14 protein-coding genes are annotated in these 15,848 nt (G+C 39.4%); 5 read left to right on the top strand and 9 right to left on the bottom strand.

The genetic code is table 11. The annotated features are described in order from the left end of the window. Positions 1 to 183 precede the first annotated feature (183 nt). Positions 184 to 1,254: an AbrB family transcriptional regulator gene (locus J2S78_RS12250; RefSeq protein WP_306898952.1), complete on the top strand. Its 1,071-nt coding sequence runs from the start codon at positions 184 to 186 to the stop codon at positions 1,252 to 1,254. Here the strand turns inward: J2S78_RS12250 and J2S78_RS12245 are convergent, their stop codons facing one another. The 6 genes from J2S78_RS12245 to J2S78_RS12220 form a co-directional block, all read right to left on the bottom strand. Continuing rightward, complete coding sequence (locus tag J2S78_RS12245) at positions 1,255 to 2,040, bottom strand: ABC transporter permease (protein WP_306899596.1); 786 nt, start codon at positions 2,038 to 2,040, stop codon at positions 1,255 to 1,257. Between the two features lies 1 nt (position 2,041). Then, complete coding sequence (locus J2S78_RS12240) at positions 2,042 to 2,674, bottom strand: ABC transporter ATP-binding protein (RefSeq protein WP_306898950.1); 633 nt, start codon at positions 2,672 to 2,674, stop codon at positions 2,042 to 2,044. A gap of 338 nt (positions 2,675 to 3,012) precedes the next feature. After that, positions 3,013 to 3,618, bottom strand: coding sequence for an alpha/beta hydrolase (locus tag J2S78_RS12235; protein WP_306898949.1), 606 nt, complete (start codon positions 3,616 to 3,618; stop codon positions 3,013 to 3,015). 15 nt (positions 3,619 to 3,633) lie between these two features. Next, positions 3,634 to 4,611, bottom strand: a complete 978-nt coding sequence (locus J2S78_RS12230) for a ring-cleaving dioxygenase (protein ID WP_306898946.1) — start codon at positions 4,609 to 4,611, stop codon at positions 3,634 to 3,636. Continuing rightward, entirely contained in the window at positions 4,608 to 5,078 is a 471-nt protein-coding gene (locus J2S78_RS12225) for a MarR family winged helix-turn-helix transcriptional regulator (protein WP_306898944.1), read from the bottom strand. Before J2S78_RS12225 ends, J2S78_RS12230 begins: the two co-directional genes overlap by 4 nt. Before the next feature lie 108 nt (positions 5,079 to 5,186). Continuing rightward, positions 5,187 to 6,497, bottom strand: coding sequence for a globin-coupled sensor protein (locus J2S78_RS12220; RefSeq protein ID WP_306898942.1), 1,311 nt, complete (start codon positions 6,495 to 6,497; stop codon positions 5,187 to 5,189). Between the two features lie 148 nt (positions 6,498 to 6,645). Between J2S78_RS12220 and J2S78_RS12215 the strand changes: the two genes are divergently transcribed. Both J2S78_RS12215 and J2S78_RS12210 read left to right on the top strand, forming a co-directional pair. Further along, a complete protein-coding gene (locus tag J2S78_RS12215; protein ID WP_306898940.1) occupies positions 6,646 to 7,563 on the top strand; it encodes a DMT family transporter in 918 nt (305 codons plus the stop codon). A 531-nt stretch (positions 7,564 to 8,094) separates the two neighbouring features. Next, positions 8,095 to 9,558, top strand: coding sequence for a hypothetical protein (locus J2S78_RS12210; protein WP_306898938.1), 1,464 nt, complete (start codon positions 8,095 to 8,097; stop codon positions 9,556 to 9,558). 315 nt (positions 9,559 to 9,873) lie between these two features. Here the strand turns inward: J2S78_RS12210 and J2S78_RS12205 are convergent, their stop codons facing one another. After that, a complete protein-coding gene (locus J2S78_RS12205; RefSeq protein ID WP_306898936.1) occupies positions 9,874 to 10,740 on the bottom strand; it encodes an SDR family oxidoreductase in 867 nt (288 codons plus the stop codon). A 342-nt stretch (positions 10,741 to 11,082) separates the two neighbouring features. Between J2S78_RS12205 and J2S78_RS12200 the strand changes: the two genes are divergently transcribed. Beyond that, positions 11,083 to 11,265 (top strand): hypothetical protein, encoded by a 183-nt coding sequence (locus J2S78_RS12200; RefSeq protein ID WP_306898935.1) that lies wholly within the window; start codon positions 11,083 to 11,085, stop codon positions 11,263 to 11,265. 21 nt (positions 11,266 to 11,286) lie between these two features. Here the strand turns inward: J2S78_RS12200 and J2S78_RS12195 are convergent, their stop codons facing one another. Then, positions 11,287 to 12,447: an acyl-CoA dehydrogenase family protein gene (locus tag J2S78_RS12195; protein WP_306898932.1), complete on the bottom strand. Its 1,161-nt coding sequence runs from the start codon at positions 12,445 to 12,447 to the stop codon at positions 11,287 to 11,289. Between the two features lie 62 nt (positions 12,448 to 12,509). Continuing rightward, entirely contained in the window at positions 12,510 to 13,283 is a 774-nt protein-coding gene (locus J2S78_RS12190) for a class I SAM-dependent methyltransferase (RefSeq protein WP_306898930.1), read from the bottom strand. A gap of 121 nt (positions 13,284 to 13,404) precedes the next feature. Between J2S78_RS12190 and helD the strand changes: the two genes are divergently transcribed. Further along, positions 13,405 to 15,687 (top strand): RNA polymerase recycling motor HelD, encoded by a 2,283-nt coding sequence (helD, locus tag J2S78_RS12185; protein ID WP_306898929.1) that lies wholly within the window; start codon positions 13,405 to 13,407, stop codon positions 15,685 to 15,687. The last annotated feature ends 161 nt before the right edge of the window (positions 15,688 to 15,848 follow it).

The following is a 15,848-nucleotide window of genomic DNA, read 5'->3' as shown; positions in this document are numbered from 1 at the left end:
AGAGAATAATGGAGGAGTAAAGAAATACAAACTGTCTGTATTTTGCCCTCATTATTCTAAAAATTGAGCGTTGGAATAGGATATACATATAATTATTTCGAACACCGAAATTGATAGATTCATAGCAGATGTGCTAATCTAAGGTTAAGAAAGATGATGCACGTAGAAAAGAGATGAATGGATATGAAAGAGAAAGGTCGGAGCTTAACACCTTACGGGGAAACCATTCTGATCAGCCTGCTTGCGGGTTTAATTTTTAATGTCCTGAATGTTCCTTTGCCATGGATGCTAGGACCGATGTCAGGACTTATTTTATGGCGTGGTTTTACAAAGCGAAGTCCACAGTGGCCGGTACAAGGGAAAAATCTTGGCTTAATTTTTATAGGATATATGATTGGGGTCTCGGTAACTACAGAAACATTAATACAAATTGGGCAGCAGCTCCATTTCATTGCACTAGCTACTATTTTGATGATTATGATCAGCCTCCTTATTGGAAGTGTCGTTTTTAAGAAGTTGGGAATGAAGTGGGCTGATGTTATTTTTGGCAGTATTCCTGGTGGATTATCGCAAGTAGCAGCACTTAGTGAAGAAGTGAAACAGGTTGACTCAACGAAAGTAATTTTTATGCAAATGATTCGAATTATAACGGTTATTTTTGTTGTTCCTTTTTTGGTCGTTCATCAAGTGGCGTTGAAAGATGACGCAGCTGCCTCTGCTGACTATACCTCATTGTTGCCTTGGCTTTCGTTTTCGCACATTGGTATTCTACTGCTGTGCGGTTTAGTGGCTTTTTCTATAAGCAAAATAGGATTTCCAGTTTCGTATTTGACAGGACCTTTATTGACCGTAGCTCTTATAAATATATTATTTGGTGCGACAGCAGAGCTTCCTTCTTTGCTTACACTTGCCGCTCAAGTACTCTTAGGAACACATTTTGGACTACAAATGGATCCTGATTTAATCAAAAAATCCAAACGAATCGGTGTTCTTACATTTTTGTGCAGTCTTGTTTTGATTGTCGTCTCTCTCAGCCTGTCCTATTTTTTAATGAATGTCACACAGATGAATATGGCAACAGCTTTCTTAAGCACTGCACCAGGTGGATTAGCAGAGATGACAGTGACGGGGACAGGCGTTGGAGCCGATCTTGCGATGATAAGTGGGTATCAACTGTTTCGGATTTTATTTATCTTATTCCTGGCTCTGCCTTTTATTAAATGGTGGTTCGTCAAACATGAGCAGTTGCAGTAATTATTTTTCTTCAAGCTGACTTTTTTCGTTAAAAAATACTTTGTAGCCGTTTTGGACAAACAAAATAACGGTAAGAGAAACGGCACCGGTAACTCCAAGTAAAATAGCGATTTGGTATTCAATTGCGGTGACAGGGTTCACTCCGGCCAATATTTGACCGGTCATCATACCGGGTAAAAATACAATACCTGTGCCGACCATGGAATTAATGGTAGGAAGGATAGCGTTATCGAAAGCTTGGTTGACGATTTTTCTGCTGGCTTCTTTAGGGGCAGCCCCCAACATGAGAGCTGCCTCGACGCGCTGGCGTTGATCTTTCATACCTTCTGTCAATGTTTGTACTCCAAGTGTAACCCCGGTCATGGAGTTCCCAATTATCATTCCCGCAATGGGGATGAAATAACGCGGTTCATACCACGGAGAAAATTGTATGACGATAAAATTAAAATAAATTAAGCTGGACAAGGTACCGGCAGCCATGGAAACAGCGATAATCTGTTTCATTTTTTTATCTAAATCACTGCGGACTCGTTTATAAATATTCCAAATTGCAAACGTAACCATTAATAAAACGACCAATGTTGTCCATAATGGGTGGGGATTTTCAAATAAATACATAAGTATGTAACCTACGAGTAGCAACTGAATTGTCATTCGCAAGGTAGAAATGAATATTTCTTTGTTTCTTGGGATTTTTCTTATCTTCACGATAATAAGTAACATAATGATGAAGACATAGGCGAGAGATAGCTGCCATATCGTAAGGTCGATAATGTTATCATTCAGTTTAATCACGTCCTTTTTTTGAATATGGTGTGATATCAATGATCGTGTCAGAGAATTCTTCTGCTATGGATTGCGAATGCGTCACGAATATAACGGTTTTTTCATTGTCTTGGGCATACGCCATAAATCGTTCCATCACGTCATGTTCTAATTCATCATCCAAAGCAGAAGTTGGTTCGTCCAAAAGGAATACTTCTGGATCTAACAAGGTAATTCGTGCTAAGGCTAATCGCTGCTGCTCCCCGCCGGACAGTTTGTCTGCTTTGTCATCTAGGTTTTTTTCTAAATAATAACGCTGCATGGCGTCTATCATTTCTTTCTCTGAAGGAAGTGTTTTTTCTGAAAAGAGAAGCCCTGCTTCTAAATTCTCCCGCACGGTTTCACCGAACAAAACCGGAGTTTGAGAAAGCATAGCGGCATCACGGCGAAGCTTTACTGCATCCAATTCCTCAACAGGAGTTCCTTTGTAAGAAATAGTTCCGTCTGTACAAGCTATCAAATGATTCATTAGCTTTAATAACGTTGACTTGCCCGTTCCGCTTTCGCCGATTAAAGCGGTTATTGATTTTTCATCAATATGGAGTTCATCAATGTTTAAAATATCTTTATATAAGACCTGTTTAAATGTGAACATGATAACCTCCTTGCGGCTGTACTTTTTCTATCGTATCGCCGTGAAGCGTACTTTACAATATTTGAAACTTTAGTTTATGGAAGATTGTATTTAAAAATACAGACCGAGAGCGTTGAGTTTGAAACTTGTTGAAATCAGTACTAGGTTGATTCACGAAGGCTCTATATCCGTCTATCATAATGGTGGATTTTAGGGGAGATAAAAATGTGGTTGTTTGCTGATTTATTCTGCGGTAACGATTTTTCTTTAAAACTAAATGTAAAAAACGAAAGAAGGTCATTATGGGTTCTCCATAACAACCTTCTGAAATTGTCAAAAAAGATAATATTGGACGTAGACTAATTTATATTGTTTTTGTAAAATGCTGCGGCGCCTTTGACTTCTTCGATGGTTAGTTGGTGTCCGCTGTGTTCCCATTGTACGTGGACATCAGCGCCTGCTTCTTCTAACAATTTAGATAGTTCTTCGGTTTCTTCAGAAGCGCAAATCGGGTCATTAGCCCCTGCGCCAATAAAGACAGATTGCCCGTCCAAGTTTGGTATGTCGACACCTTTACGGGGAACCATTGGATGATGGAGCAAAGCCCCTTTTAAGGAATTTTCATAATGGAATAATAAGCTGGCGGCGATATTGGCCCCGTTAGAATAGCCGACGGCAACGACGTTACTCCGGTCAAATCCATACTGTTCCGCGCTTTCATCGATGAACTCATATAGTTCTTTTGTGCGAAAGATAAGGTCTTCTTCATCGAAAACTCCTTCTGCTAAACGTCGGAAAAAGCGGGGCATTCCATTTTCGGAAACGTTGCCGCGCACGCTTAAAACAGAAGCGTCTTCATCAATCATTTTAGCTACTTCAAGCAAATCTTCTTCAGTGCCTCCGGTTCCGTGTAGTAACAACAGAACAGGTGCGTCTTGTTTACCTTCTTTAAAAATATGCTTCATGACGTAAATCTCCTTTTACACTCCTGGTTTGTAATCAAGTGGTTTTAATTTTGCTTCAATTTCTTCGCGCTGCGGCTCCAAGTACGGCGGGAGAGCGAGTGTTTCTCCTAAGTGTTCTATATCTTCATCGCCGTCAAAGCCAGGTCCATCCGTTGCGATTTCGAACAAGATGCCATTTGGCTCACGGAAGTAGAGAGATCTGAAATAATAACGCTCGACAAATCCGGAATTTGGTAGACCGACATTGCTGATGCGCTCAATCCATTTTTCGAGTTCATCTAAGTCTTCTACACGAAATGCTACATGGTGCACGCCGCCGCGTCCTTGTCTTTCAAAAGGAAGGTTCGGACGTTCTTCAATATGAATTTCAGCACCACTTCCGCCTTCTCCTGTCTCATATACAATAATGTCCGGTTGTCCTTGTTCTGGAGATGGATAACTGTCTATTTTGTGAAATCCCATAACGTCCATTAATACTTTTTCTGTTGGTTTAACATCGCGGACGGTAAGTTTGATAGGGCCAAGACCGGTTACTCCATGTTCTTGAGGGACCGGTGCCTTATCCCATGATCTACCACCTGGCACACCTTCGTTCGTTTCATCAGATACGAAAATGAGGCGCTGTCCTTCAAAATCTTTAAATGCTATCGTATGGCGTCCGCCTCGTTCTTTTATTTCTTCGTGCTCTACATTGAATTCCTCTAAACGCTTTTTCCAATAATGTAAAGCTTCATCGTCCGCTACCCGCAAAGATGTGGCAGAAATACTGCTTGTTCCTGGTTGGTTCGGAGCTGCCATTGGGATTTCAAAGAATGTGAGCTCTGTCCCGGGATTTCCACGTTCATCACCATAAAATAGATGGTAAACGGATGTATCATCTTGATTAACCGTTTTTTTTACTAACCGTAAGCCTAAAACATTAGTGTAAAAGTTAAGGTTTTCCTTTGCATTAGCTGTTATAGCAGATAAATGGTGTATTCCTTTTATATTCATTCTAATTCCTCCGCATTGTTATTTTGGTGCTGCAGTTTACGAAGTAAATCGAGAAGCTGCTTTTGTTCTTCTTTGGTAAGTCCTTGAAATTGAGAAGCCTGAAATTGTTCTTGGTGTGGGACAACATCTTCATACATTTCTTTTCCAAGGTTTGTTAAAGATAATACTTTTGTTTTCCACTCTTGTTCTCGTTTAATCCAGCCCAGTTCTTCCATTCGTCCAAGTACCTGGGTCATGTTTCCTTTCGTTACAAACAATTTAGCCGCCAGTTCTTTTTGTGTTAAAGGCTGGTGTGTACCAATTTGCACGAGCACATCAAACTGGGCGACGGTAAGCCCCCATTTTTTTAAATGAAAATTGGAGCGTCGTAGACTTTGATTGTAAAAGCGGGATAAACGAAACCAGAGAAGTAGGGATAAACGTTCTTCCTGTTTAGAGGAAGGGGATGATTTATCGTTATGGAACATATGTCATACTTCCCTTCTAGTGTTATCTTACCCTTATCAGTTTATACCTAAACTGATAAAAAAACAAATCATACGCTTTTAGATTTCAGCGTATGATCCGGTGATTGTTTATACGTTTGTAAAGCGGTCTGTAGATGATTTTAGTTGATTAGCAGAATTTGCTGCTTCCCCAGAAGCTTTGTCGATTTCGTTGACAGAAGATAAGAGTTTTTCCAGCTCTTTTTCAATACTGTCATTTTGATTTTTCGTTTTACGCATAGCTTCTTGAATTTCATCAAAATGTTCATCTGTATTAGAAAGACTGTTTGTCCCATTGTTCACGACTTCTCCAATGCTGTCGACAGCCGAGGTCACTTTTTCACTTTGTTCCTTTGTGTTTTCAATTAATTCAGCAATTCTAGATGTTGATGACTTGGTTTGAGAAGATAACTTACGAATCTCACCAGCAACAACTGCAAAACCTTTCCCGTGTTCACCAGCACGAGTTGCTTCTATTGATGCGTTTAAAGCGAGTAAGTTTGTTTGTTCCGACACTTTATCCACTAACTCTATGACTTCATTCATTTGTGCTGAAATTGTATTTAGTTTACTCACGTGTTCAGAGATATTACTCACGCTAGTATTGACGTCATTCATATTAGCGTGCAGGGATTGTAATTGTTCTTTTCCGGCATCGGAACGTGCTTGAGATTCTTGTGCTAAAGCTGACCCTTCTTTAGCCAATTCCATCGTTCCTGTGGCTTGATCGTTTAGTTTTTTTACAGAATCGCTCGTTTGTCCAGATAAGGAAGCTAATTCATTCGCGGTTACACTGACATGTTGAGTGAGTTCTTTTTCTGTGGCAGCGTGTTTTGCACGAATTCGTTCATGTTCGTTTTCGTATTCTTCTAAAACAATTTGTTGTTCAAAGTTTATAAGTTTACTTGTTACAGTTATTGCTTGTAACATATCTTGTTGATTTTCCAACTGCTCCATATAGGTTTGACAAAGAGATAAATATAATTTCTCAAATGCAGCCATATACCATTTTGTTTGAAGTCCAACTTGCACATGGGCAAAAGCGATTTTTCTACGTTTGTCTATAAAGTTTTCATCAATACGAGCCGAAAACATTTCTTTAATATGTTGTTGAAATGTACTCTTTAGACGTTCTACGCTGCTGTGTTCTTTTATGATATCTAATAAACCAGGTTGAGCGGTGACGGCTTGATAAAATTCATCGGTAATTTCTTTAATATGTTTATGGACGGTTGATTCTAAGTTTTTAATGATGTGAAGATCTTTTTTCGTAAATGAAATGAGATCCAATTGCTTCTGAAGGTCCTCGTGGCCTCTAATATTTAATGTAACATTGTCGTTATCCTTATCTATGTAGGTAGACTCTTCTTGTTTTTTTGTAAATGGTAGTGCAAATTTCATTGGTCCACAGCCCCTTTTTTGTGTAACTATTTAACAAATAACTTCCCCTTTTTATTTCGGCATTTTTCCTTGATATTTAAAGGAGGGGCTTACTCTATTTTTAACAATTAGATACAATGAAGAAGGTTTTTTGAAGGGTGGGGTTGAAATGAAAGCTTATCTCTTTTTAGTCGTAACAGCAATTATTTTTTCAGGTAATATTATAGTAGGCAAAGCTATGAATGAACTTCCACCTTATACGATTGCTTTTTTTCGCGTTTTTATAGCTCTTATCGTTGTGCTTCCTATAGGTTGGAAACAAGTAAATGCTTATCAAGCGACATTTAAACAGGAATGGAAAGCCATTTTAGCGCTTGGTTTAACCGGAGTGGCTTTTTTTAACTCCTTTATTTATGCATCATTGCAGTTTACGAGTTCAACAAACGTCGCCATTATGGAAGCGTCTATTCCGGTATTCACGATTCTTTTCAGTTTATTGTTTTTAGGGGAAAGATTGAAAGGAATGCAGTGGTTTGGGGTTATCTTGTCGATGGGAGGAGCAATCTGGGTAATTACGGAAGGATCGTGGGAGATCATTCGAAAACTCGCTTTTAATCAGGGCGATGTTATTATGCTTGCTGCGGTTGCGACTTGGGTAGCTTATTCGATTTTGGTGAAATCTCATATGACAAAGTTCCCTATATACGGTAGTTTGGTAATCATGCTTGTGATTGCAAATATGGTGTTGCTCCCGATTGCAGCTTTAGAGTGGGGCGCCTATGGATTTCCGAATATTTTTCAAATGAATCATGCCCTAGGTCTTTTGTATTTAGGTATTTTTCCATCTTTAATTGCGCTTGTTTTATGGAATAAAGGAGTGGAAGAAGTCGGTCCTTCACAAGCTTCTATTTTCTTAAATTTATTACCTGTGTTTGTTATTGCCGGCTCCTTACTTTTTCTTGGAGAAGAGATAACGATGACACAAATAATAGGAGCGCTTGTCGTTATTAGCGGGGTGTTATTAACGACAAAAAGAAAAGAACATACCTGCTCTGAAAAATATATCCAAAAGAAACAGTCGTCTTAAAAAGCGACTGTTTTATAATGGTGTTTTAGGAACGACTTACATATAAAAATTCTATTATGAAATATGTTGAAAATAGTTGAAAATTATACCTTAATAACTACACTAACCCCTGATAAAAACTGAATATTATAACTTTTATGCCAGAAAACGCTAACTATGTGTTAGATTATGTCTTTCAATATATAAGAGAATGTAAACAAGAGATTAGATTAAAACTATTGATCTGGGTATAGAGGTGGTGTTCCTGATGAGAAAATGGTTTTTTGGGATAAATCTACTAACAGTATATTTTTAAGGAAACTTTTGTTTTTTTTGGAATTGTGATAAAAAAAGAATGGCGCCAATATCACTTTAAGAGGCAAATTGTTTCTGTATTTAAGAGTATTGCAGATTCATTAAATATTTGATAATTATATTTTCAATAGTTTGGGATGAAGAAATCCCACTCTCTTGAAGAAGGAACCGAAGAGGAAATTCTACAAGACTTAGAACCTTGGATGACAGAGGAATGAATGGATGGTGGGGAAAGCGATGAAACCGGTACATGTAACGAAAAAGCTGACGAAAGCACAAAAGAAGGCGTATAAGCCCCATGCCTTGCCCGAATTTTCAATCCACCGGACGTTTCCGATTGAGTGGGAAAATGAGGACTATTATTTGGTTGGTCAATTTACAGTGGATACGTACGATGATCATTTCATGCATTCGATAGTACTCGATAAAAATGGAAATAAAGTGGACGATGAAGTAGCAAAATCGATTCATCAGGCGTATACCTATTGGATGTGGGTTAAGAAAGCTCTTTCGTTAATACCAATTTTAGAAGCACGACTTAGAATGAATCCAGACGAACAGCGGATGGAGGAGCTTATCCAACGAATAGCAGTTGACGTGGCGAGGGACTACAATCCAGAAAGGGCCCAGGCAATCAATGTAGTTATACCAATGTTGAAAGCGAAACCACTTTATGAAAGCCAAATCCTAAATCGTCTTTATTCTCTTAAGCGAGTAGTGGAAAAGACTGAATCGGAAAAGAGATTGTCCGAACCTAATAGTAATCAAATAATATCGTTATGGGAGACACTTCAAGAAGAGTATAAACCGTGGCTTCAGGACCTATTTGCACTGGAAGAACATGCTAGTTTAAGTCGACACATAGAAAGAGGGAAAAACTTTTCAGCTGAAAGGGATTATGTATTTAATATCATTTTAGAAAGAAATTATCTGCAATCCGTTGTAAGGGTTATTGGACATCTATCTGAGTCCACTTCTGACGACTGGAAGCAACAAAGGGAATGGCATTTTGAGCGAACCATCGCCCAGCCAGAGGACCCGAAGCCAGATGTATCTTTTAAAGGAAAATACAAACCTTACCCGGTGCTGAAATGGATATATAATGCTTTTGTATATGCTCTTATTCCCCTGGAAGCTTTGTTGTTTTTATTCACATGGAATATCGGGATTCTCATAATAATCGGCATTCAGCTACTTGTTTTTGTTCCTATTATAAGAATCTACCGAATGTGGGCTACGTTACATCTTTCATTTCAATGGAAAGAGATTATTGCCGATAAAAGCAAGGTGCTGGACAGTTTTGAAGCGAAAAATCTGAGTGTTGCGCCTTCATACAAATTGGGGGGAGTCTATTTCGCAGGGATTGGAGCGGTGATGTATTTTTTTACCGATGTGCTAGCGGTCCCACTTACCTTTTTTGGGATAGGGGCGCTGTTGTATGGATACGGGCAGTTGGCTCCCAAAACATCCCTAGTCTGGACGACGGTTGAATTTCATGAGGCCTGGATTAAAATAGGGCCGAACGAATTCTGGGGCATGCAGATTCGCGAGCTGGTGTGGGAAGAAGAGAACACGTTAAAGATTGATCTAGGCAAAGGGAAAGTTCCGTGCTGGATTCAATTCAAACTGGAGGACAAACAAACCGCAGAGCAGGCACTAACAGAATGGTGTCAGATAAACGGATGTTCTGTGGCTGGATAAGTCGGAGAAGAACATGGTTTCATCAATTCATCATTCTTGTAGAGTAGAATAAAAATATACAAGAGGTTGGGACAAAAGAAAAATATGCGGTAGTAAACACGAATGTCTTGCGCTGGTCAAAAGCTGCATATTAGCGGAGCCAAAATACTTCGACTCCTGCGGGAAAAGCACGTGTCTCGAGACCCCGCAGGCAGGGGTTTTCTGCCGAGGAGGCTCGAGCCGTGCCCGCGGAAAGCGAAGTATTTTGGCGCAGCGATTTTTCGTTCTTATAAAGGTTTTGTCCCAACTTCTTTTAAAAAAGATGGTAAAGTAAACTTATGAGGAAATAAAGTCTCCCCCATTTATATGAATTGATTGGCCGGTCATATAAGAGGACTCATCGGAGGCGAGGAATACGTAAGCGCTGGCGTGTTCAGATGGTTGGCCGGGACGCCCCATTGGAGTGTTCGTCCCAAAATTCGCTACTTGATTTGCTGGAAAAGTGGAAGGAATTAAAGGTGTCCATACAGGACCTGGAGCTACCATATTAATGCGAATGCCTTTTTGGGCTAATGGCTGGGCCAGACTTCTTGTGAAGGCAACAATTGCTCCTTTTGTCGCGGAATAGTCAATCAGTTCCGGATTGCCACGATATGCATTAATCGATGTTGTACTAATGATGGAACTACCTTGTTTTAAATGGGGAATCGCCGCTTTTGTGACGTGGAAATAAGAAAAGAAATTTGTTTGGAACGTCTCTTCTAACTGTTCAGCGGACACTTCAGATATATCATTACGCACAAATTGGACCGCAGCATTGTTGACGACTATGTCTAATTGTCCGAATGTATTTACGGTTTGTTGAACAACGTCTATACAAAAAGATTCCTCTTTTAAGTCTCCGGCAAGTAAAAGACATTGAACACCTTCTGCTTCGATAAGCTGTTTTGTTTGGTTGGCATCGCTATGTTCATCATAATATACGATGGCGACATGAGCGCCTTCTTTTGCGTAAACCATTGATACGGCTCGTCCTATACCACTGTCGCCACCAGTAATGAGAGCAACGCGTCCTGTTAGTTTATTGCTTCCTTGATATTCTGTTGGTTGAATAGGAAGAGGATTCATATCTGATTCTATACCTGGTTGTTTTGGTTGTGTTTGAGCAGGTTGCCCTTGTATTTGTTGATTTCTAGGATCCATGTTTTCCTCCTTTGTAAAAAATAAGTATGTGATTAGTCTTATGCTTCCACATCCAAAGGAAAAAATGTAATGTCCAGAGAAATTGATGACACGTTACCTTTTATACATAGATAAGACCTGCGGTGATATGTCAATAGAAAAAGTATAGTTAAAGCAGATGTCAAATTTCTGAAACAACCGCCGGCCAACCGTGGACTTACACGTAGACTCCTGTGGGAATGAAGTGTCCAAAAAATGGGGAGCAGTTTACCATACCAGCAAAGCATGGATAAGACTTTTGAAGAAACGAAATATAAGCTTCTTAAAAAAGGGATTAAATATAATATACGAGGAGGGAGAGGGGTGCAATTTTATAGTGTGCTGGCTCTTACGATTTTTATATGCGGATTTCTTATTGCCAGGCTTGTTAATGTATTCACGAATCGCGCTACATCAGTAAAAAGAGACCTTGTTGTAACGTTTTTTCAAGGTCTCGGTTTAGCAGGGGTGATTATGGCGTATGATAAATTATCCAATTTATTTTAGTCAAAAAGCGGAACCTATGGATTAGGAGGTTTCCACTTTTTTTATCGCATCTGACGCTAAAAGCATGATAGTCATGTCGTCCATTGGTGGATTGTGTAGTCCGGCACGGACGTCTCTGTAATAGCGTTGGAGTGGATTTTTGCTAGAGAGGCTGCGAGCGCCAGCAATCCTCATTGCTATGTCAACGATTTTCACAGCATCATTGACGACACTGTACTTTACAGCGCCAAGTTCTGGTTTCATGTCTTGGCGTTCCTCATAACTGGCGTTGTCCCACTTTTGTGCGACGCCATAAAGAAAATGCTTGTTTCGCTGCATGAGAAGTTCCATTTCCCCGATTTTTTGTTTTACATTTGGTAGGTCGGAAATAGTGCCTTCTATACTATTTGGTGAATATTCTTTCGCAAAACCAACAGTATAATCTTTTGCAGCTTCTGCAATGCCCAAGTAACAGGCAGGAATATGAAGTAACCATCCTGCTGCTGGTTTATTACCAGGTGTTAGATAAGCGACGAGGTGATGTTCTGGAACTTTCACATTTTCCAATACAAGGTCATGACTTCCTGTTCCCCGCATAGCAATCGAGTCCCATGTTTCTTCAATCGACAATCCTGGACTTTCGCGTGGAATCAGAAAGTTTGCGACGCTTTCATCTGTTGTGATAGTGGCGCTGACAACAAAGTAATCCAGTACCGGTGCCATTGTTGTAAACGTCTTGCGTCCAGTTACGTGCCACTTCCCGTCTTTAAACACAGCTGTTGTCTCCGGTTTGCCGCCTCGTGTTGGACTTCCTGTGGCAGGCTCTGTTGCGGTATTGTTGAGCAAGGCGCCATTTTCTATAACTTCTTTGCAAAAAGAGGCATAAATATCTTCCGGCCAACTGTTTTCTTCGCCGAGGTTTTGAACAATGCCCATATGCCAGCCGATAGATAATGCCGTGGAACCATCTGCCTTTCCAATTATTTGTTGAGCCTTCACAAATTCCAATAATGAAATATCTTTTCCGCCATAACGCTTTGGAACAGTTAGTGCTGTATATCCGATGTCTTTTAATTCATTTATATTTTCAACGGGAAAAGAAGCTTCCTGGTCATGCTTAAAAGCTCTTTCTTTAAAAGGTTGCACTTTTTCTTCTAAGGCGAGCAGTCTCTCGTTCATCGTTTGTTGATTAAATAAATCCACGTTTCATCACTCCTTCTGCTTTAAGACCATTTTTCATTCTATAACTACACATTCACTTCCCGTTATGCCAAGGAAGCTTCTATCGTTTCTAAAGCTTGATAAAATGTTTTTTTACTGACTATTTGTTCCACGTTGGTTTTGTCTATAATGTAATAAGCAGGACCTTCCTCTGTTTGCTGGACGAAGGCTCCTTGAACAAATCTTTCATTGGAGTGGACATGTTCCGTTTTAGTACATATGGCAACACCGAGTGGATAATGCCGTGCTGGTCGTTTAGGTTCAATGGTTACCCCTCGTTGAAAATAAAAGGACGTATGAGGATAAGCTAAAAACAAATCCCGGAATTCTTCTTCTGTGAGCTGGTGATAATGAAAAGGAGAACGGCTCGGTTTTCCCCTTCCCAGGCCAAAAGGTGTTGATAATAAAAGGATGCCTCCAGGACGTAATAGCTTCATGACATTTTCAAAAAATGATTTATCATCCGGAACATGTTCGATTGTTTCAAAAGAAAGAATGGTATCAAATGTACCAATCTCGTTCATTAAGTTTGGATCTAACGCATCTCCCGTTTGGAACGTAAGGAGAGGATGATAGTAATGCTGTTTTGCATATTGAATAGTAGAAGGATCAATATCAACACCGATCATTTCTGATATATCCTTTTTATTCATTTTAGCAATCATCTGAGCTCCGTATCCGGTACCTGTCGCTATGTCTAGAACTCGTCCTTTGACATAAGAAGCTGCAAAAGTATAACGTGCGAGATGTTCCAATAACATGCCGTTTTCTGGTTTCATTTCTTTAGGAATGATACGTTCTCCCGTATCTTCTAACAACAATAATCACCGCTTTACGTATATTTACACTCTTCATTGTATCAAATAATAGAATGGAGTGAGGAACATCTTAGGATATGATAATATATGCGTGTAAATAGATGAGAGAAAGGGGTTCTTGATGACGGATCATGGACAAAACGAATTTAAACGGGAAAAGCATCATTTGGAGAATACGAAACAATACTTAGAGGATGTGCTGGCGAAAGCCGCCAATGATCAAGATGCTTTTCAAGGTAATATTAAGCACGCGATGGAAGAATTAGATCATCTCGACAGCAGTTTGAGCTATGTTAATATTTTAGCTAATGCTAATTTGCTTGATATGGCGGATAAAAATTTTCGAAATCTAGTTAATGTAAGGGAAAAACCATATTTTTCAAGAATCGATTTCACACCTAAACACACGGGCGTGACAGAACAATTATATATTGGGAAAGCGTCTCTTTATACAGAAGAGAACCATGACCCCGTTATTGTGGATTGGCGTTCTCCTATTGCCAATTTATATTATGAAGGGCAAATCGGCGAAGCTGGTTATGAAGCACATGGACAGATGTATGAAGGGGAGCTTAGTCTCAAGCGTCAATATACGATTGAAAAAGGTCAGCTTGAAGACATGCGTGATATTGACGTCACCGCAAGAGATGAAATGTTGCAAGAAGCATTAACAACAAACGCGGATAAACGGTTGAAAGATATCGTTTCGACAATACAAGCGGAACAAAATCGGATTATCCGTGCAGATATGCACAAGCCGGTAATTGTGCAAGGAGTAGCTGGTAGTGGGAAAACGACTATTGCGATGCATCGTATTGCTTATTTTATTTATACGTATGCCGAAACATTTAATCCAGATGAAATGATGATTCTAGCCCCTAACCATTTGTTTTTAGATTACATTTCAGATGTTTTGCCGGAGCTCGGTGTAGAGGATGTAAAACAAACGACATTTACCGATTTTTTCTTAGAAGCGATAGGCAAAAAGTATACGTTCACTCCTTATGACGAAAAGTTGTTGGTGCTTGTAGAACAAACCGAAGCCGATACAACTGATATGGAATGGATTGCTGGTTGGAAAGGGTCTTTAGAGTTTAAAGACGTCTTAGAACGATACGTAAAAGCGGTTGAAAAGGAATTAGTACCGAGTGAAGATGTCACGTTAGAACGGTTTGTGTTATTTAAAGGGGAACGTTCGCGCGAACTTTTTGAAGAACAGTATGCATATATGCCGGCTTATCAAAGATTGGACAAAATAAAAGAAGTCATTAAAAAAAGTGCGAAGACGAGGCAAAAAGAAATTTTTGAACAAGTTGAAGAAATTTATGATAACAAAATAGAAAAGTATCGGCATGGAGTGAAAGATCCTGAAGAACGCCGTCAAAAGGTAGTAGAGACGTTTGATCGAAAAGAAGCGCATATGGTGGAATTGAAAGAACTATCGAAAACAGCTGTATCGGATTATGTGAAGCAATTTAGTAAGAAAAAAGTTCATGATTACTATAAAGAATTGATGAAAGATACGGACATGCTAGTAAAGTATAGTGATGGATCTTTGGACAAGAAAGACGCAGAGAAACTGGCAGCTTACCACGAGAAACGTTTGAAAGGAAACAAGCTTGAATACGAAGATGCGGCTCCGCTTTTATATTTGAAGCACCTTTTGTATGGTGTCAAACTACCTCAAAAAATTAAAAACGTAGTAATTGATGAAGCACAGGATTATAGTATTTTCCAAATCTATATGTTAAAACACGTACTTGGAACGGATTTATTTACAATGCTAGGCGACCTGTCACAAGGTATTCATAGCTACCGAAGCATCCAGGATTGGCAACAAGTACTTGATCATATTTTCCCTAAGGCAACCTATACGGAACTCGAACAAAGTTATCGTACAACCAAAGAAATTATGGAGGTTGCCAACCAAGTGATTTCTTACAGCAAGAACAAAGACCTTCCTAGAGCAAAACCTGTTGTCCGTCGAGGAGATGTGCCCGCATTTTATCATTTTGTCGATATGAAAGAATTGGGAAAACGGGTGAAAGCTAATATTGCAAAGTGGAAAGAGAAGAATATAGAGTCGATGGCGATTGTAACAAAAACGAATGAAGAAGCGAAAGTCATTGCGGAGGCGGTAAACAGTGAAATAGAGGAGCCGCTGCAAATGTTGAAAGAGGACGAAGTGCTAAACCAGGAGAAAGTGCAAATTTTGCCGTCTTATTTATCCAAAGGCTTGGAGTTTGATGGCGTTATGCTAATTACAACAGAGGAACGATTTCATCCGGAGAATGAATTGGATATTAAATTGTTATATGTTGCGATGACACGAGCTCTTCATCAATTGGATGTATTTACTCAAGGTCGATACCATGATGATTTACTTGAAGAGGTTGGTTGTTGATATAGAGGTGGTGGGTTTAAGAATATGCCCCTAGTGGAAATGTCCTTCAAATTTTTTTGGAGGACATTTCTGTTTTTCAAATTAATTTAGAATACATCGATGTGAAATAATTCCTCATTTAAACTGCACAATAAAATTCATTAAATTTATTTTAAATAGTG

This window comes from Salibacterium salarium (assembly GCF_030813635.1).
GTDB lineage: Bacteria > Bacillota > Bacilli > Bacillales > Marinococcaceae > Salibacterium > Salibacterium salarium.
This window is presented reverse-complemented; position numbering and strand designations above follow the sequence as displayed.